Origin of the sequence: Pseudomonas sp. AAC, from assembly GCF_000725445.1 — a bacterium.
Lineage (GTDB): Bacteria > Pseudomonadota > Gammaproteobacteria > Pseudomonadales > Pseudomonadaceae > Pseudomonas > Pseudomonas citronellolis.
The window spans coordinates 274,345-291,046 of sequence record NZ_KL647101.1; the positions used below are offsets into that span (position 1 = coordinate 274,345).

Here is a 16,702-nt window from a genome sequence, read left to right on the forward strand (position 1 = left end):
GACAGCACGTGTCGCGACCGATCAGGAAGCGATCGGGGTGCGCCAGTCGTCGGAGCCGGAGGTACCGGAAACCTCATGGGTCCAGACGATCTTGCGGTAGGTGAAGTAGACGTCTTCCAGGTGGGTGAAATGCGCCATGTTCGGGTCCTGGCAGTTCGGCATGCGCGACTGCACGTCGACGATCACCGCGTCTTCCAGTTCGATGGTGAAGTAGTGCTCCTGGGTGCCGGTGGAGGAGGTGCGGTACCACTCCAGGCGGCACTTGTTCAGGCGCTCGCCGGAAGTCAGGGCGTTGAAGATCAGCGGCGAGGACTTGTCGAAGACCTTGGTGATCATCAGCGGCTTGTGCACGCGCTGGCCGGTCGGCTGGCCGGACTGCGGGTCGCGCGGGATGATGACCTGGTGGTTGAACGCCTGGACCAGGACCTGGTCTTCGTGGCCTTCCTGGAAGATGTTGCCGACCGAGTCCTCGGTGAAGGTGCCGGCGGTGATCAGGCCCTGTTTGGTGCCTTCGAGGGACAGGTATGCGGGTGTTGGCATGAAAGCTCTCCTTGCCGTGTGAGTTGATGGCCCCGGGGTTCAAAACCCTGTGGGTGGCCGGGCTATAACAATTTGCGTGCCAATCACTTCTCAGCGCCCGGAATACAAGGCTTTCGATAAAACATCCATTGTTCTTGAACAACTCATGCCGCGATTACTGCGCAACTTCTTGCACACCACTGCGCAACTTCTTTCACACCAGGCATCCATCCCTACTCCCATCTGTTCGGAAGCAGCTCAACCCTTGCTTTCTCGATGAAAATCTCGGCAAGAATTTGCACACCTGGAATATCGCCCCCAACACACCAAGGCTGTAAAAAGTTCCCGGGGAAATGATATCAAACCGATATCAAACGACACGAACCGAAGATTAAGAAATTTCTTAGCAATGCCATAAGAGTGCGACAAAGCGTCTGGAAAACCGCTGAAAACCATCGTTCTAGAGCCATCCGCGAGGAGTGAAGATTGTGTGCGCCAACTCACACGACCTCATTTGGGCTTGAAAAGCCTACAAATAAAATAGCCAATGTCCTACAAGACATCCCTGGCCAATACATGCACTATTGCCCGCCACTTGAGTGGCAGTTTTTTGCCACCCAGGAACGTCCCGTCGCTTGCCCGGGTATCTCATACCGGAACTTTTAGTACGGCGTCATATAGATAGTTCAGCCTAATCACGGAACGATTGCAGGGATGAGCCACACCAGAAAACTTGCATCGCATTATCTCGAACTGGCCGATACGCCTGCCTCGCGGGAGAGCTACGCCGGTGAGGACGTCCGTTATTCGGTGGAATTCGAAGCGCTGGAAACCGAGCTGGGCAAGGCCACTTCCCTGCATGGCAGCGGCCCGATCGACTGGCAGAAGATTCTGGAGGGCAGCGAGCGCCTGCTGCGGGAGCAATCCAAGGATCTACGCGTCGCTGCCTGGCTGACCTGGGCCCTGCAGCAACGCGAATCCTTTTCCGGCCTGCTGGCCGGCCTGGGGATGCTCCTGCGGCTCTGCGAGCAGCACTGGGATGATCTCCACCCGCGCAAGCCGCGGACCCGCGCGGCAGCCCTGGAATGGCTGGCGACACGTCTGGAGCCCCTGTTCGCCGACGACGTTGCGGTAAAGGAGCAACTGCCGCTGTTCCGCCAGTTGGCCGACACCCTCAAGAAGCTGGAAGAGTTCCTCCACGAGAAGCTGGGCGATGATGTCCCCAGGTTGCTTCCGCCGCAGAGGGCCCTGGAGGCGATGGTCGAGCGGGCCTCCCAGGCGCAGCCCGAACAGGGGCCGGTCGGCGCGGTCATGGCCCAGATGAAGCAGGCCGCCACTCAGTTGCTGGCGCCTGTCAGCAGCATCGAGAACGAGAAGGATGCCCACAAGGCCCTGCGCGCCCAGCAGGATGGGGCCCGCCCGCTCTGCGCCTGGTGGCTGAAGCAGAAGGCCACCGACCTGCGCGCACTACGCCTGAACCGCACCCTGCTGTGGCTGCCGATCGACAACCTGCCAGAGCGCAATGCCGAACAGCTCACGGCGCTGCGCGGCCTGCCCCAGGACAAGCTGAACAACTACCGCGAGCGTTTCGAGAAAGGCCACTACGCCGACCTGCTGGTCGACCTGGAAGGCAGCCTCGCGCGTTCGCCCTTCTGGTTCGACGGCCAGCGCCTGGCCTGGGAGTGCCTGCAGGCGCTGGACGCCGAACACGCCATGCGTGAAGTGGAAATCCAGCTGGCGCTGTTCCTGCAGCGGCTGCCCGGGGTGGTCGAGTTGCGCTTCCACGATGGTAGCCCTTTCGCCGACCCAGCCACTCGCGCCTGGATCAGCGCCTATGTCCTGCCCCATCTGCAGGCGCCGGCCAGCGTCCGCGAAGTGCCGGTGAGCCAGGAACTCCCGGCCTGGGAACAGGCCCTGCAGGAAGCCTTGCCGGTGTTGCGCAAGGACGGCCTGAAACCCGCGGTACAGCAGCTCAAGCAGGGGCTGCAGAGCGCCTATGGCGGCCGCCAGCGCTTCTTCTGGCAACTGAGCATGGCGCGCCTGTGCTACCAGGCCAAGAAATACGAACTGGCTCGCACCCAACTGGAATCCCTCGACCAGGAACTGCAGGACACCGGCCTGCACGACTGGGAACCCGACCTCGCCCTGGAGGTGCTGCACCTGTTGCACAGCTGCTGCGAACTGCTACCGCAGAACCATGCCGTGCGCGAGCGCAAGGACGAGGTCTATCGCAGGCTGTGCCATCTCGACCTCGAGATGGTGCTCGACTAGGCCTTCGGGCCCTAACGCAAAGGAGACATGCCATGGCCAAAGAAGGCTCGGTAGCCCCCAAGGAACGCATCAACATCACTTTCAAGCCGGCTACCGGCGGCGCTCAGGAAGAAATCGAGCTGCCGCTGAAGGTACTGGTACTCGGTGACTTCACCCAGCGCGCGGACGAACGCAAGGTCGAGGATCGCAAGCCGATCGGCATCGACAAGAACAACTTCGACGAAGTGCTCGCCAAGCAGGAACTGGGCCTCACCCTGAGCGTGCCGAACCGACTGCAGGACGAAGGCGGCAGCGACGAGTTGGCCATCGCCCTGAAGATCAATTCGATGAAGGACTTCAACCCCGCCAACCTGGTCGACCAGGTACCGGAGCTGAAGAAACTGATGGAGCTGCGCGAAGCCCTGGTCGCCCTGAAGGGCCCGCTGGGCAATGCCCCGGCCTTCCGCAAGGCCATCGAAGGCGTGCTCGCCGACGAGGAATCGCGTGGCCGCGTACTCAACGAGCTCGGCCTCGACGGCAACGAGCAGGACGCCTGAGCCAAGGACTGAAAAGGAAGCCAACACATGAGCACCAGCGCAGTACAGCAAAACGGCGGCGCCAGCGCCGAATACGGCATTCTCGACCGCATCATCGCCGAAACCCGCCTGAGCCCGGACGACGACGCCTACGGCATCGCCAAACGCGGCGTGTCGGCCTTCATCGAGGAGCTGCTGAAGCCGCAGAACCAGGGCGAACCGGTGAAGAAGGCCCTGGTCGACCGGATGATCGCCGAGATCGACGCCAAGCTCAGCCAGCAGATGGACGAAATCCTCCACCACGCCGAGTTCCAGGCGCTGGAGTCGTCCTGGCGCGGCCTGAAGCTGCTGATCGACCGCACCAACTTCCGCGAGAACATCAAGGTCGAGCTGCTCAACGTCTCCAAGCAGGACCTGCTGGATGATTTCGAGGACTCCCCGGAAGTGGTCCAGTCCGGCCTCTACAAGCACATCTACACCGCCGAGTACGGCCAGTTCGGCGGCCAGCCGGTGGGCGCCATCGTCGCCAACTACTACTTCGACCCGAGCGCGCCCGACGTCAAGACCATGCAGTACGTGGCCAGCGTCGCCAGCATGTCCCACGCACCCTTCATCGCCGCCGCCGGCCCGAAGTTCTTCGGCCTGGAAAGCTTCACCGGGCTGCCGGACCTGAAGGACCTGCGCGATCACTTCGAAGGCCCGCAGTTCACCAAGTGGCAGAGTTTCCGTGAGCAGGAGGACGCGCGCTACGTCGGCCTGACCGTCCCGCGCTTCCTGCTGCGCAACCCGTACGACCCGGAAGACAACCCGGTGAAGACCTTCGTCTACAAGGAAAACGTCGCCAACAACCACGAGCACTACCTGTGGGGCAACACGGCCTATACCTTCGCCAGCCGGCTGACCGACAGCTTCGCCAAGTTCCGCTGGTGCCCGAACATCATCGGCCCGCAGAGCGGCGGCGCGGTGGAGGACCTGCCGCTGCACCACTTCGAGAGCATGGGCGAGATCGAGACCAAGATCCCCACCGAGGTGCTGGTATCCGACCGCCGCGAGTACGAGCTGGCCGAGGAAGGCTTCATCGCCCTGACCATGCGCAAAGGCAGCGACAACGCGGCGTTCTTCTCCGCCAACTCGGTGCAGAAGGCCAAGAACTTCGGCATCAGCGAGGAAGGCAAGATCGCCGAGCTCAACTACAAGCTCGGCACCCAGCTGCCCTACCTGTTCATCGTCAACCGCCTGGCGCATTACCTGAAGGTGCTGCAACGCGAGCAGATCGGCGCCTGGAAGGAGCGCACCGACCTGGAGCTGGAGCTCAACAAGTGGATTCGCCAGTACGTCGCCGACCAGGAGAACCCCAGCGCCGAAGTCCGTAGCCGCCGTCCGCTGCGCGCCGCGCAGGTGGTGGTCAGCGATGTCGACGGCGAGCCGGGCTGGTACCGCGTCAGCCTGAGCGTGCGTCCGCACTTCAAGTACATGGGGGCGGACTTCACCCTGTCGCTGGTCGGCAAGCTCGACAAGGAATGAGCAGGAGCTGAGCGATGAGCGGATACGGCAGCCTTTTCGAACGCCTCGGCGGCGAAGCCGGCCAACGCGCCGGCTGGAGCCGGGAGGTCGCCGCCATGGCGTCGGTGGCTGCCCATCTGGCCAAGATGCTCAGCACCCGTGCGGGCAGCGTGCAAACGCTGCCCGACTACGGGCTGCCCGACCTCAACGACATGCGCCTGAGCCTGCACGACGCCCTGAACCAGGCCCGCAATGCCATCGAGCGCTTCATCGAAGCCTATGAGCCGCGCCTGTCGAATGTCCGTGTGAGCCCCCTGCCCCGCGAACGCGACCCGCTGCACCTCGCCTTCTCCATCGAAGGCGTGCTCGAGGTCGACGGCCTCAAGCGTCCGGTCAGCTTCGCCGCGAGCCTGAATGGCAGCGGCCAGGTCCAGGTCAGCTAAGGAGAACCCCATGTCCGGAAAACCCGCCGCCCGCGTCACCGACCCGACCGCCTGCCCCGTCCCGGGCCACGGCGTGAACCCGATCGCCGCCGGCTCCCCCGACGTGCTTTTCGACGGCCTGCCCGCCGCCCGACAAGGCGACCCGTCCGCTTGCGGCGGCGCCATGGTCGACAATGTGATCCCGAACGTGCTGATCAACGGCAAGCCGGCCGTCGTGGTCGGCAGCGTGGGTAGCCATGGCAATGTGGTAGTTGGTGGGTCGGGGACGGTGGTGATTGGAACCAGTCATTCGGCAGCCGCCTTTATACCACCGACTCCGCTCGCTCTTTCTGGTCAATTCGATGAGTACTTCATCCTCAGTCACTCTGTGACAGGCGAACCTTTAGCAGAGCATCCCTATCGTATTGAAACCGAATCGGGGAAGGTGCTTACAGGCGTCACCGATGCGAATGGCAAGACTCAAAGAGTTACGTCTTCAAAGGCTGAAAGTGTATCGCTGAGACTCATGCCTCAAACTTCGCTCGTCATTGGTTGAGGAAATAACCGATGCCTACCGATTTCATCCTCTCCAAGACGACACCTAGCAATCAGACAGCCGGCAAAAGCGCCGTGGTGGACGTATTCAAAATTACCGAAATCCCCACATCCATGGATCGATTGGGGTGGACGCAAGGTGCTCGCTTGATGCGCAAGTGGTTCGACAATCCAGCCTACGAACTACCAATGGATGTGAAAACCGGTAAAGCATCGGCCTCCATGCTGAGTCCACAGCAATTGCTGACGGACCTTCCATTCGAGTGGCTGTTTAGCACATCGACACGTGTAAAAGCCCCCATCGACGAACTAATAAATAATCTTCGAAATGTAGAAGAATTCAACGAATTCATCGGCCGATTGAGAAATCCACTGACTCAACTCTCCACAGGACTTCTTGTGTTCCTGATGCGGCTCAAGCGTATCGGGCACATCGATACAACTAATGGCTTACTTCAAAACGCTGATGAAGATTTCAGCGGACTTTCGGCTATGCAACTTGAGGAGACCTCGCAGTTCAATTTTATCCGTATCGGAGCGAGCCTCTGGGAGAAAGCAACAGACGATTTAGATGACGTTTACGGAGCCTTGGGTAGCTTCGCCATAAAAGTGGCTGCAACCAGGTTCCGTACTCGGACCAACGATAATGGCTGGCCTGCAATATTCATCGATGAGATCGGCCTATACATTCGTGACAGCTATGATTTCCTAAATGTCGGAGACGACCAACTACTCGGCTATTGGAATCGAGAGAAAGTCATTCGGCCCGGCCCGATCGACTACTTCGTGGAGCCCGATTACCTCGAAAAAGGTGGCTCTCGCCACTTCAAAGTCTCCAACGAATCCTTCAGCCAGTATCGCAATAAGAAGAAAAAAGGGGGTGACTTTATGGTTTTTTCTACAGTGAAGCACTACCCGGTATCGATCCGCTTACATCTGAGTAATGTAGACTTTCAGGAGTTTGCGGATCGGAGTGCGGACTGAAAAATGTTAAAGACCAACTCCATTCTTTCCGTGGCATTCATTCTCATCCTAGTGGCAACGCCAGGTATCTGTTGGCTCTATGTGAAACTCAGTCTAGCCAAGGAGACAGAGCCGTTCATGACGTACTGGAACGACTCTCGCAGTTGCTATATCAACGCCTATGTCCCTCGATTCTCCTCTTATGGGGTCGCAGGGAAACTCGTGAAGCTTTTCAGCAGCGATGCATTTTTTCGCGTGTATAGCAAAGATGGCGCTCTTCTCAAAAGCTCCGAGTGGCGACTCTGGCAACGTGAGTTTGCCGAGTCCGAAAAGGCCATCTGGGTCGGCAATCGCGCTGTCTATCCAACAAACAATGGGTATGAAGGATGGGCACTTGATGAGTGTCATTAAGTCTTACCCAACGAAGGAGGAGCAGTCTCTTCCGGGAAGAAGTTACCCGAGACTGCTATTGACTGCCTGCCTGTGCCACCTGACTCCATGCGTTGCTTTCGTGATGGTTAACGACGTCGGCCTAAGCATTCATCAGAACCTCCTGACAGATACCGGCTCACGCGGAATCGCCCCCGGAGCAGTAACACGGCTCGCACTACTGCAGTTCGTCATCAGCGGTGCCCTCATTGCACTTGTCCCAGCACACAGACTCAAGCTGGCCGTGATTGCGGTGGCCATGGCGGTACTCGCTTGGTGCCTGCTCCCGCTGTATCCGATAAGAACGATCTTCTATTGCACCTTGAGCGGCGTACTTACCGCAGCAGCAGTCATGGCCACACGCTGGAGTGCGCAAAGGCTGGACGCTTATTGGCCCGCGAGATAGGCGACCAGCGAAACCCTGGGCGTCGACGAAGTTTAGCGAATCGGTGAACTATAGATGAAAGCAATGAATTCTCCGTTAGAAAAAGTCCGCCAACAGTGGCCTAGCTCCCATTTCCCTTATCTGCCAGAAAATCCAGAGATCACCAAGGGTAGTGAGAAATTTCATACCTACCCACCCAAGTGGTTCCTGGGGAGCCAAGGTAATTACGCGTACTATGTGGAAATGGCTCTCGAAAATGAAGAGCTGCCCATACTGCTAGCTCTCATCAAATCCCACTTCCCAACCACCGAACCAATAAACCAATCGATGTTCAGTAATGAAAATCAGGAATCGCTAGCCCTTTCCTATCGAGATGAATTCGGCGGAATACTCGTGGAGGCAACAACCAACTCCATATCATTATTACAGTCATTTGATGAGCGATTCAGGTGTCCGCCAGCACCATGGATCGCTTTCCCGGACATGGCCCCCATAGAAGCAAGCCTCCCCAAACAAGGTAGCCTTGAGTACTGGTGGGATCACATCTGGACGCCATTCTGGACGAGTCAATCTGCGAGCGAGAAAGAACAGTATCTACACAACGCTACCGAAGAATGGCGGGAGGTTCTCTCTTGAGCGCCTTTCTCAAAAAACCCTGCATCTATTGGATCAATTTCGACAAAGAGAAATAAGGCATTAGAGATGGGTGAGCCGAACCGGCAAAACATCGGATTAAGCATCTTCATCAGCAATACGCCATACCGGAGCAATGAGAACTGACGCCTCGGCGTCAACAAGTGCATCGCAGGGCGGGACGCCCGGCAGACAGAGAAATCCTCAGGGACTGCAGCATGTCATTCAACCACTACTACCAAAGCGAACTGAGCGCCCTGCGCCAGCTGGGCCGGCGTTTCGCCGAGCGCAGCCCGGCGTTGGCGCCGTTCCTTGCGCAGAGCGGGCGCGATCCGGATGTCGAGCGCCTGCTGGAGGGTTTCGCCTTCCTCACCGGGCGCCTGCGGCAGAAGCTCGACGATGAACTGCCGGAGCTGACCCATTCGCTGATGCACCTGCTGTGGCCGAACTACATGCGGCCACTGCCGGCGTTCAGCATCCTGCAGTTCGATCCGCTGCCGCATCCCGGCCCGGCGCTGCTGGTTCCGCGCGATACGCCCGTGGAAAGCCAGCCCATCGCCGACGTGCGCTGCCGCTTCCGCACCTGCTATCCCACCGAGGTCCTGGCCCTGCGTACCAGCGGCCTGAACTACTCGGTGAAGGGCGATGGCGCGCTGCTCAGCCTGCGCCTGGAAATGACCTGCGATGGCCACCTCGGCGAACTGCAGCTGAACCGTCTGCGCTTCTACCTGGCCGGCGAGCGCTACATCAGCCAGATGCTCTACCTGGGCCTGGTGCACGACCTCGACAACGTCGAGCTGGTACCGCTGGACGGCGACCACAAGCCCCTCGTCGAAGGCGAGAAGCCGATGCGCCTGCCGGGCGACCGGGTACAGCCGGTCGGCTTCGCCGAAGACGAGGCGCTGATCCCCTACCCGCTCAATACCTTCCGCGGCTATCGCTTCCTGCAGGAATATTTCGCCTTCCAGGACAAGTTCCTGTTCGTCGACCTGCTGGGCCTGGACCGCCTGCGCACCCTCCCCGAGGACAAGCTCAAGCAGGTACGCGGCCTGGAGCTGCGTTTCGACATCCGCCGCAGCGGCATCCAGCGTCTGCGGCCAACCCTGGACAACCTCAAGCTGCACTGCACGCCAATCGCCAATCTGTTCAGCCACGACGCGCTGCCGATCCGCCTGGATGGCAAGCAGGACGAATACCTGCTGCTGCCCGCCGAGTACGACGTGCAGAACTGCGGCGTCTTCGCCGTGGAGAACGTCACCGGCTGGCGTCCCGGCGGCCTGGGCCACCAGGAGTACGTGCTGTTCGAGTCCTTCGAGCACGACGCCAGTTTCGACGTGCCCAGCAGCCGCCCGCACTACAGCGTGCGCCAGCGTTCCTCGCTGCTGCACGACGGCCTGGACACCTACCTGAGCTTCGGCGTGCGCGACTACGAAGAGCACGAGACCCTGTCCATCGAGCTGACCTGCACCAACCAGAACCTGCCGCGCCGCCTGAAGCTGGGCGACATCAACCTGGCCAGCGAGAAGACCCCGGAGTTTCTCAGCTTCCGCAACATCACCCCGGTGACGTCCAGCTACGCGCCGCCGCTGAATCGCGACTTCCTCTGGAAGCTCATCAGCAACATGTCGCTGAACTACCTGTCGCTGGCCAACATCGAGGCGCTCAAGGTGATCCTCGAGACCTACGACCTGCCGCGCTACTACGACCAGCAGGCCGAGAAGGTCAGCAAGAACCTGCTCAACGGCCTGCGCTCGGTCCGTCACGAACCGGTCGACCGCCTGCACCGCGGCCTGCCGGTACGCGGCCTGCGCACCGAACTGACGATCGACCCGCAAGGCTACATCGGCGAAGGCGACATGTTCGTCTTCGCTTCCGTGCTCAATGAATTCTTCGCGCTCTACGCCAGCCTCAACTCGTACCACGAGCTGCAGGTGAAAAGCACACAGGGAGAGGTGTACCAATGGACACCGCGCATGGGACAGCAGCCCCTGCTCTGAGCCGGCTCAGCCGGGACATTCGCGAGTACTCGCTGTTCCAGGCCGTGCTCCTGGTCATCGAGCGCCTGCGCCAGGCGACCCCGGAGGGCCTGCCGTGCAGCGACGAGGCGCTCTACGAACGCCTGGAGTTCCAGGCCAACCCGAGCCTGGGTTTTCCCGGCAGCGATATCCACAGCGTGCAGTTCTTCGAGGAGAACGGCGAGCCGCGCGCGCGCCTGCGCCTGAACCTGGTCGGCCTGTGCGGCTCCGGCTCACCGCTGCCGGCCTTCTATGGCGAGCAGGCGCTGGGCGACAGCGAGGACGGCAACCCGACCCGCGATTTCCTCGACCTCTTCCATCACCGACTGCACCGGTTATTGCTGCCGATCTGGCGCAAGTACCGCTATTACGCCCGCTTCGAAACGGGCGCGCTGGACGCCTTTTCCGAGCGTCTGTTCGCCCTCATCGGCCTGGGCGGCGAGCAGTTGCGCCGCGCCGAGGAGCTGAACTGGAAGCGCCTGCTGCCGTACCTGGGCCTGCTCAGCCTGCGAGCCCATTCCGCAGCGCTGATCGAGGCGGTGCTGCGTTACTACTTCAAGCACGCCGCGCTTTTCATCGAGCAGTGCATCGAGCGCAGCGTGTGCATCCAGGCGGACCAGCGCAACCGCCTCGGCCTGGCCAACAGCCGCCTGGGCGAGGACCTGGTGCTGGGGGAACAGGTACGCGACCGCAGCGGCAAGTTCCGCATCCACATCCGCGAACTCGACTGGGAGCGCTTCCACGACTTCCTGCCGATCGGCAACGGCTATCAACCGCTCTGCGCCCTGGTGCGCTTCACCCTGCGCGACCCGCTGGACTACGACCTGCGCCTGGAACTGCACCACGAGGCCATCCGCGAGCTATGCATAGGCGCCGACAACCCTTGCCGCCTGGGCTGGACCAGTTGGCTGGGACGGGAGCATGCCGACGGCATCGTCACCCTGGGCAGCCGCATTCATTAAGGACCGATGACCCATGATCAACCTCGACCTGCAACAACTCGTCCAGGCCCTGGACACCGAGACCCGCCGCGACCTGGAAGGCGCCGCCGAGCGCTGCGTGGCCCGCAACGGCAGCAAGATCCTCGTCGAGGATCTGCTGCTGGCGCTGCTGGAACGCCCCCAGGGCCTGTTGCAACGCGCCCTGCAGGATGCCGGAGTGGACGCCGGCGAGCTGGCGGCGGCGCTGCAGCCGCGCGCCGAGAACAGCGCCTCGCGCAACCCGGTGTTCGCCGTGGAGCTGATGCAGTGGCTGCAGGACGCCCTGCTGGTGGCCAACCTGGAACTGCGCCAGAGCCTGATCGACCAGGCCGCGCTGATCCTCGCCCTGCTGCGCAATCCCCTGCGCTATGCCGGCAGCCACTACCAGGAGCTGCTGGCCAGGCTGAACGCCGAGCGCCTGCGCGAATACGCCCTGGCCCAGCAGGAGCGGCAGCCCGCCGCAGGCGGCGCCAATTCCGGCGAGTCGATGCTCGAGCGCTTCACCCACAACCTCACCCGCCAGGCCCGCGAAGGCCGGCTGGACCCGGTGCTGTGCCGCGACGACGCGATCCGCCAGATGATCGACATCCTCGCGCGGCGGCGGAAGAACAACCCCATCGTGGTCGGCGAGGCCGGGGTGGGCAAGACCGCCGTGGTCGAGGGGCTGGCCGCGCGCATCGTCGCCGGCGAGGTGCCCGAGGCGTTGCAGGGCGTCGAACTGCTGTCCCTGGACATGGGCCTGCTGCAGGCCGGCGCCAGCGTCAAGGGCGAGTTCGAGCGCCGCCTGAAGGGTGTCATCGAAGAAGTGAAGGGCGCGGCCCAGCCGACCATCCTGTTCATCGACGAAGCCCACACCCTGATCGGCGCCGGCGGCCAGGCGGGCGGTTCGGATGCGGCCAACCTGCTCAAGCCGGCCCTGGCGCGCGGCGAGCTGCGCACCATAGCCGCGACCACCTGGGCCGAATACAAGAAGTACTTCGAGAAGGACCCTGCGCTGGCGCGGCGCTTCCAACCGGTGCAACTGCACGAACCCAGCGTGGCCGAGGCGGTGACCATCCTGCGTGGCCTGGCCAAGGTCTACGAGGCCAGCCACGGCATCTACCTGCGCGACGACGCCGTGGTCGCCGCGGCCGAGCTCTCGGCGCGCTACCTGGCCGGCCGTCAGTTGCCGGACAAGGCCGTGGACGTGCTCGACACCGCCTGCGCCCGTGTGCGCATCAGCCTGGCCGCCGCGCCGGAAAGCCTGGAGCGGCTGCGCGGCGAACTGGCCGAAGGCGAGCGCCAGCGCCAGGCCCTGCGCCGCGACCGCGAGGCCGGCCTGGCGGTCGACGAGCAGGCCCTGGAGGCATTTCAGCAACGCCTGGAACAGGCCGCTGTGGAACAAACCGAGCTGGAACAGCGCTGGCAACGTCAGCGTGAGCTGGCCAACGAACTGCTCGACCTACGCCAGCGCCTGGCCAAGGCCCGCGAGGACGCGGAAGAAGATTCGGAAGGCCTGGAAGAACGCCTGCACCAGACCCACGCTGCCCTGCGCGACGCCCAGCAGGACGAACGCCTGGTCAGCTTCGAGGTCTGCCCGCGGCTGGTCGCCGAGGTCATCAGCCACTGGACCGGCGTGCCCCTGTCGCAACTGGCCCGCGAGCACAACGCCAAGGTCGCCAGCTTCGCCGCCGACCTGCGCCAGCGCGTGCGCGGCCAGGAACAGGCGGTGCAGGCGCTGGACCGGGCCATGCGCGCCACCGCCGCCGGCCTGAACAAACCCGACGCGCCGGTGGGCGTGTTCCTGCTGGTCGGCCCCAGCGGCGTCGGCAAGACCGAGACCGCCCTCGCCCTGGCCGACCTGCTGTATGGCGGCGAGCGCTTCCTCACCACCATCAACATGTCCGAGTTCCAGGAGAAGCACACCGTGTCCCGGCTGATCGGCGCGCCCCCCGGCTACGTCGGCTACGGCGAAGGCGGCATGCTCACCGAGGCCGTGCGCCAGAAGCCCTACTCGGTGGTGCTGCTGGACGAGGTGGAGAAGGCCGACCCGGACGTGCTCAACCTGTTCTACCAGATCTTCGACAAAGGCATCGCCAACGACGGCGAAGGCCGCGAGATCGATTTCCGCAACACGCTGATCCTGATGACCTCGAACCTCGCCAGCGAGCGCATCGCCGCACTCTGCGCCGATGGCCAGCGGCCCACCGCCCAGGCGCTCGAGGAAGCCATCCGCCCGGCGCTCAGCCGTCACTTCAAGCCAGCCCTGCTGGCCCGCATGCGCGTGGTGCCCTACTACCCGGTGGAGGGTGAAGTGCTGCATGAGCTGGTGCGCCTCAAGCTGGCCCGCCTGGGCGATCGCCTGCAGCGCCGCCAGCTGCAGTTCAGCCATTGCGATGCCCTGGTCGAGCACCTCGCCGCTCGCTGCACCCAGGGCGACAGCGGCGCCCGCCTGATCGACCAGTTGCTCGACCAGCACCTGCTACCACAGATCGCCGACCGCCTGCTGCAGGCCATGGCCATGGGCGAAACGCTGAACCGCGTGCACGCCACCCTCGAGGGTGGCGTGGCCGTTACCTGCGAGTTCGCCTGAGGTGCCGGTCATGTTCAAGCGCATCTCCCAGCCGCTGCGCTACGCCGAAAGCCTGCTCGGCCACTACAACGAGCTGGCCCGGGCAGCGGACGCCCAGGGCCTCCTGGGCGGGTTCGTCCGCGCGGCCGGAGCGCTCAGCGGCTGCGAACTGGTCCAGCTGTACCTGCTGGATGCCACCCACACCAGCCTGGGGCTGCATGCGGAGTGCCTGGAGGGGCGCCTGCAACCGCGGGAGGCAACCAGCCTGCCGGCCGACTACAAGGACCAGCAACTGCTGCAATACAGCCTCTGCCAGAACCGTGTGCTGAGCCTCGCCGAGCTCAACCCCAGCCTGCACGAAACCGCCTTCCTGCCGAACGGCGGGCAACCGTGGCGCGCCCTGCTCTGCGTACCCCTGCGGAATGGCCAACAGGCGGTGCAGGGCCTGCTGCTGTGCGTCGGCCGCCAGGCCCATGAACTGGGGGGCTTCGCCGCCTCGCTGGAACAACTGGGCACTTTCGCCCTCTCGCAACTGCAACTGCTGCAACGCCTGCGCCTGCGCCGGGGCGAAGCCACTCCGCCATCCACCCCGGCGAGCCCCTGCGCCAGCGGCTACGGCCTGATCGGCGACAGCCCGGCCATGCGCCAGACCTACCAGATGATCGGCAAGGTGCTGCACAGCCCCTACACCATCCTGCTGCAGGGCGAGACCGGCACCGGCAAGGAACTGGTGGCACGCGCCATCCACGACTGCGGTCCGCGCCGCAGCAATGCCTTCATCGTGCAGAACTGCTCGGCGCTGCCGGAGCATCTGCTGGAAAGCGAGCTGTTCGGCTACCGCAAGGGGGCGTTCACCGGCGCCGACCGCGACCACCGGGGCCTGTTCGACGCCGCTGACGGCGGCACCCTGCTCCTCGACGAGATCGGCGACATGCCCCTGCCGCTGCAAGCCAAGCTGCTGCGAGTGCTGCAGGAGGGCGAAGTGCGGCCGCTGGGCAGTACCCGCACCCACCGCATCGACGTGCGGATCATCGCCGCAACCCACCGCGACCTGAATGCGATGGTCGCCACCGGGGAATTCCGCGAAGACCTCTACTACCGGCTGGCGCAGTTCCCCATCGAATTGCCGCCGCTGCGCCAGCGCGGCGAAGACATCCCGCGCCTGGCCCGGCACTTCGCCGACAAGGCCTGCGCCTTTCTCCAGCGCGACCTCTGCCACTGGTCCGACGCCGCGCTGGACTGCCTGTCCGCCTATGCCTTCCCCGGCAACGTGCGCGAGCTCAAGGGCATGGTCGAACGCGCCGTGCTGCTTTGCGAAAGCGGCGAACTGCAACCCTCGCACTTCGTCCTGCGCGAAGAGCCAGTGGACCCCGACCGCAGCCTCAACCTGCGCGAACGCCTGGAACAGGTGGAACGCGCCCTGCTGCTCGACTGCCTGCGCAAGAACGGCGGCAACCGCACCCTGGCCGCCCGCGAGCTGGGCCTGCCCCGACGCACCCTGCTGTATCGCCTGGGGCGCCTGAACATCCATTCGACGGAGGCCTGAGCCGCCATGTCGAGCCCATCCACCACCGCTCTGCCATCAACCGGAGGTCGTCCGATGTCCCCTCTTTCCTGGCGCGCCGCGCTGCTCACCCTGGCCGTTCTGCTCGGCCTGGCCGGATGCAGCGGCAACTACAAGTTCAACGACAAGGACTACCGCCCGCTGGGCGACCCGCAGACGCTCAACCGCGGCAACTGACCGCAAGGAGTCCACGACCATGGAACTGGTTTTCGAAATGGTGAGCGCCCAGCAATTCGTGCCCGGGCTACTGACCAACAAGACCTTCAAGCAGGCCGGCGGAGTGATCGGCCGTGCCGAGGACTGCGATTGGGTGATTCCCGATCGCCGCCGGCACCTGTCCGGCCACCACGCCGAAATCAGCTACCGCGATGGCGCCTTCTACCTGACCGACACCAGCAGCAACGGCATCCAGCTCAAGGAGAGCGGGGCCCGCCTGCGCAAGGGCGAGGCCCTGCGCATCGAGCACGGCTGCGTGTACTGCCTGGGCGACTTCGAGATCCGCGCGCGTCTGGTCCAGGACCCGGCGCAGTTCCTCGACCAGGTCGGCCGCCCGAGCGCGGCCGGCAGCATCATCCCGGACGACGCCTTCCTCGACCTCGACCCGCTGACCGCCCTCAACCAACAGGAGCGGGCCTACGTGCAGAGCGACGATTTCGGCCTGCTCGGCGCCCACCAGCAGACGGCGCGCCAGCAGGCCGACTATGCGCGCATCGACATGGAAAGCCTGCCCCTGCCGGAACTGGTGCCCGCCCCGCAGCCGGCGCCGGCCGCCGAGCCGCCTGCCGAGCCGCAACGTCAGCCGGACGGCTTCTGGCAGCGCTTCGCCGGCGCGCTGGGGGTAACCCTCGACGACCTCGACCAGGATGCCCGCGAAGCCCTGGCAGTGGACGCCGCGCGCCTGCTGCGCCAGTGCGTGGGCGGCCTGCAACAGAGCCTGCGCACACGCACCGAGCTGAAGAACGAATTGCGCCTGGCCCTGACCACCGTGCAAGGCGCTGGCAACAACCCGCTCAAGCACAGCGCCGACAGCCACGATGCGCTCAACGCCCTGCTGCGCCCCGGCAAGCCCGGCCAACTGCCCGCCGAACAGGCCGTGGCCCGCGCCTTCCGCGACCTGCAGGCGCACCAGGTGGCGTTGCTCAGCGCCAGCCGCGCCGCCGTGCGCGAGGCCCTCGAACACTTCGCCCCGGAACAGCTGGCGCTGCGCTTCGAACGCGACGGCCAGGTCTCGCGCTTCGCCGGCGCCGCCGGCCGCTGGCGCGCCTATGGCCGCTACCACCAGAGCCTGCGCCAGGACGACGAGTGGAGCGAACGCCTGCTCGCCCGCGATTTCGCCCAGACCTACGAAGAACAGGTCCGGCTGATCGCCACCCTCAACAGCGACTCCCAAGGATGAT

Annotated in this window: 15 protein-coding genes; 14 read left to right on the plus strand and 1 reads right to left on the minus strand. The window is 63.6% G+C overall.

Annotation, left to right across the window (positions count from 1 at the left end):
- Positions 1-21: 21 nt before the first annotated feature.
- Complete coding sequence (locus FG99_RS26690) at positions 22-540, minus strand: Hcp family type VI secretion system effector (RefSeq protein WP_043269424.1); 519 nt, start codon at positions 538-540, stop codon at positions 22-24.
- A gap of 693 nt (positions 541-1,233) precedes the next feature.
- On the opposite strand from FG99_RS26690, the gene tssA reads away from it, so the two are divergent.
- The 14 genes from tssA (at position 1,234) to tagH (ending at position 16,701) form a co-directional block, all read left to right on the plus strand.
- Positions 1,234-2,790 (plus strand): type VI secretion system protein TssA, encoded by a 1,557-nt coding sequence (tssA, locus tag FG99_RS26695; protein ID WP_043273228.1) that lies wholly within the window; start codon positions 1,234-1,236, stop codon positions 2,788-2,790.
- A gap of 32 nt (positions 2,791-2,822) precedes the next feature.
- Positions 2,823-3,326: a type VI secretion system contractile sheath small subunit gene (tssB, locus tag FG99_RS26700; protein ID WP_043273230.1), complete on the plus strand. Its 504-nt coding sequence runs from the start codon at positions 2,823-2,825 to the stop codon at positions 3,324-3,326.
- Between the two features lie 27 nt (positions 3,327-3,353).
- Positions 3,354-4,829, plus strand: coding sequence for a type VI secretion system contractile sheath large subunit (tssC, locus tag FG99_RS26705; protein ID WP_043273232.1), 1,476 nt, complete (start codon positions 3,354-3,356; stop codon positions 4,827-4,829).
- A 14-nt stretch (positions 4,830-4,843) separates the two neighbouring features.
- Complete coding sequence (tssE, locus tag FG99_RS26710) at positions 4,844-5,251, plus strand: type VI secretion system baseplate subunit TssE (RefSeq protein WP_043273235.1); 408 nt, start codon at positions 4,844-4,846, stop codon at positions 5,249-5,251.
- A gap of 10 nt (positions 5,252-5,261) precedes the next feature.
- Positions 5,262-5,786, plus strand: a complete 525-nt coding sequence (locus FG99_RS31680; RefSeq protein WP_081884740.1) for a PAAR domain-containing protein — start codon at positions 5,262-5,264, stop codon at positions 5,784-5,786.
- Positions 5,787-5,797: 11 nt separating this feature from the next.
- Positions 5,798-6,769: a DUF6402 family protein gene (locus FG99_RS32285; protein WP_043273236.1), complete on the plus strand. Its 972-nt coding sequence runs from the start codon at positions 5,798-5,800 to the stop codon at positions 6,767-6,769.
- 3 nt (positions 6,770-6,772) lie between these two features.
- The gene (locus tag FG99_RS31685; RefSeq protein WP_081884741.1) at positions 6,773-7,159 is read left to right on the plus strand and encodes a hypothetical protein; all 387 of its coding nucleotides are present in this window, start codon (positions 6,773-6,775) and stop codon (positions 7,157-7,159) included.
- Positions 7,160-7,637: 478 nt separating this feature from the next.
- The gene (locus FG99_RS32290; protein WP_134163373.1) at positions 7,638-8,198 is read left to right on the plus strand and encodes a hypothetical protein; all 561 of its coding nucleotides are present in this window, start codon (positions 7,638-7,640) and stop codon (positions 8,196-8,198) included.
- A gap of 215 nt (positions 8,199-8,413) precedes the next feature.
- Positions 8,414-10,192: a type VI secretion system baseplate subunit TssF gene (gene tssF, locus FG99_RS26720; protein WP_043273237.1), complete on the plus strand. Its 1,779-nt coding sequence runs from the start codon at positions 8,414-8,416 to the stop codon at positions 10,190-10,192.
- A complete protein-coding gene (gene tssG / locus FG99_RS26725) occupies positions 10,156-11,172 on the plus strand; it encodes a type VI secretion system baseplate subunit TssG (RefSeq protein WP_043273238.1) in 1,017 nt (338 codons plus the stop codon). Before tssF ends, tssG begins: the two co-directional genes overlap by 37 nt.
- Positions 11,173-11,185: 13 nt before the next feature.
- Positions 11,186-13,762, plus strand: coding sequence for a type VI secretion system ATPase TssH (tssH, locus tag FG99_RS26730; protein WP_043273239.1), 2,577 nt, complete (start codon positions 11,186-11,188; stop codon positions 13,760-13,762).
- 10 nt (positions 13,763-13,772) lie between these two features.
- Positions 13,773-15,287: a sigma-54 interaction domain-containing protein gene (locus FG99_RS26735; RefSeq protein ID WP_043273240.1), complete on the plus strand. Its 1,515-nt coding sequence runs from the start codon at positions 13,773-13,775 to the stop codon at positions 15,285-15,287.
- Between the two features lie 54 nt (positions 15,288-15,341).
- Positions 15,342-15,482: a hypothetical protein gene (locus tag FG99_RS26740; protein ID WP_043273242.1), complete on the plus strand. Its 141-nt coding sequence runs from the start codon at positions 15,342-15,344 to the stop codon at positions 15,480-15,482.
- A 19-nt stretch (positions 15,483-15,501) separates the two neighbouring features.
- Complete coding sequence (gene tagH / locus FG99_RS26745; RefSeq protein ID WP_043273243.1) at positions 15,502-16,701, plus strand: type VI secretion system-associated FHA domain protein TagH; 1,200 nt, start codon at positions 15,502-15,504, stop codon at positions 16,699-16,701.
- Position 16,702: the final 1 nt, after the last annotated feature.

Excerpts from the sequence above, each read along its gene's own strand:
- FG99_RS32290 (WP_134163373.1), top strand. The coding sequence starts at position 7,638 with ATGAAAGCAATGAATTCTCCGTTAGAAAAAGTCCGCCAACAGTGGCCT.
- tssG (WP_043273238.1), top strand. The coding sequence starts at position 10,156 with ATGGACACCGCGCATGGGACAGCAGCCCCTGCTCTGAGCCGGCTCAGC.
- FG99_RS26735 (WP_043273240.1), top strand. The coding sequence starts at position 13,773 with ATGTTCAAGCGCATCTCCCAGCCGCTGCGCTACGCCGAAAGCCTGCTC.
- FG99_RS31685 (WP_081884741.1), top strand. The coding sequence starts at position 6,773 with ATGTTAAAGACCAACTCCATTCTTTCCGTGGCATTCATTCTCATCCTA.
- tssE (WP_043273235.1), top strand. The coding sequence starts at position 4,844 with ATGAGCGGATACGGCAGCCTTTTCGAACGCCTCGGCGGCGAAGCCGGC.
- FG99_RS26740 (WP_043273242.1), top strand. The coding sequence starts at position 15,342 with ATGTCCCCTCTTTCCTGGCGCGCCGCGCTGCTCACCCTGGCCGTTCTG.
- FG99_RS31680 (WP_081884740.1), top strand. The coding sequence starts at position 5,262 with ATGTCCGGAAAACCCGCCGCCCGCGTCACCGACCCGACCGCCTGCCCC.
- FG99_RS32285 (WP_043273236.1), top strand. The coding sequence starts at position 5,798 with ATGCCTACCGATTTCATCCTCTCCAAGACGACACCTAGCAATCAGACA.
- tssH (WP_043273239.1), top strand. The coding sequence starts at position 11,186 with ATGATCAACCTCGACCTGCAACAACTCGTCCAGGCCCTGGACACCGAG.
- tssB (WP_043273230.1), top strand. The coding sequence starts at position 2,823 with ATGGCCAAAGAAGGCTCGGTAGCCCCCAAGGAACGCATCAACATCACT.
- tssC (WP_043273232.1), top strand. The coding sequence starts at position 3,354 with ATGAGCACCAGCGCAGTACAGCAAAACGGCGGCGCCAGCGCCGAATAC.
- tssA (WP_043273228.1), top strand. The coding sequence starts at position 1,234 with ATGAGCCACACCAGAAAACTTGCATCGCATTATCTCGAACTGGCCGAT.
- tssF (WP_043273237.1), top strand. The coding sequence starts at position 8,414 with ATGTCATTCAACCACTACTACCAAAGCGAACTGAGCGCCCTGCGCCAG.
- tagH (WP_043273243.1), top strand. The coding sequence starts at position 15,502 with ATGGAACTGGTTTTCGAAATGGTGAGCGCCCAGCAATTCGTGCCCGGG.
- FG99_RS26690 (WP_043269424.1), bottom strand. The coding sequence starts at position 540 with ATGCCAACACCCGCATACCTGTCCCTCGAAGGCACCAAACAGGGCCTG.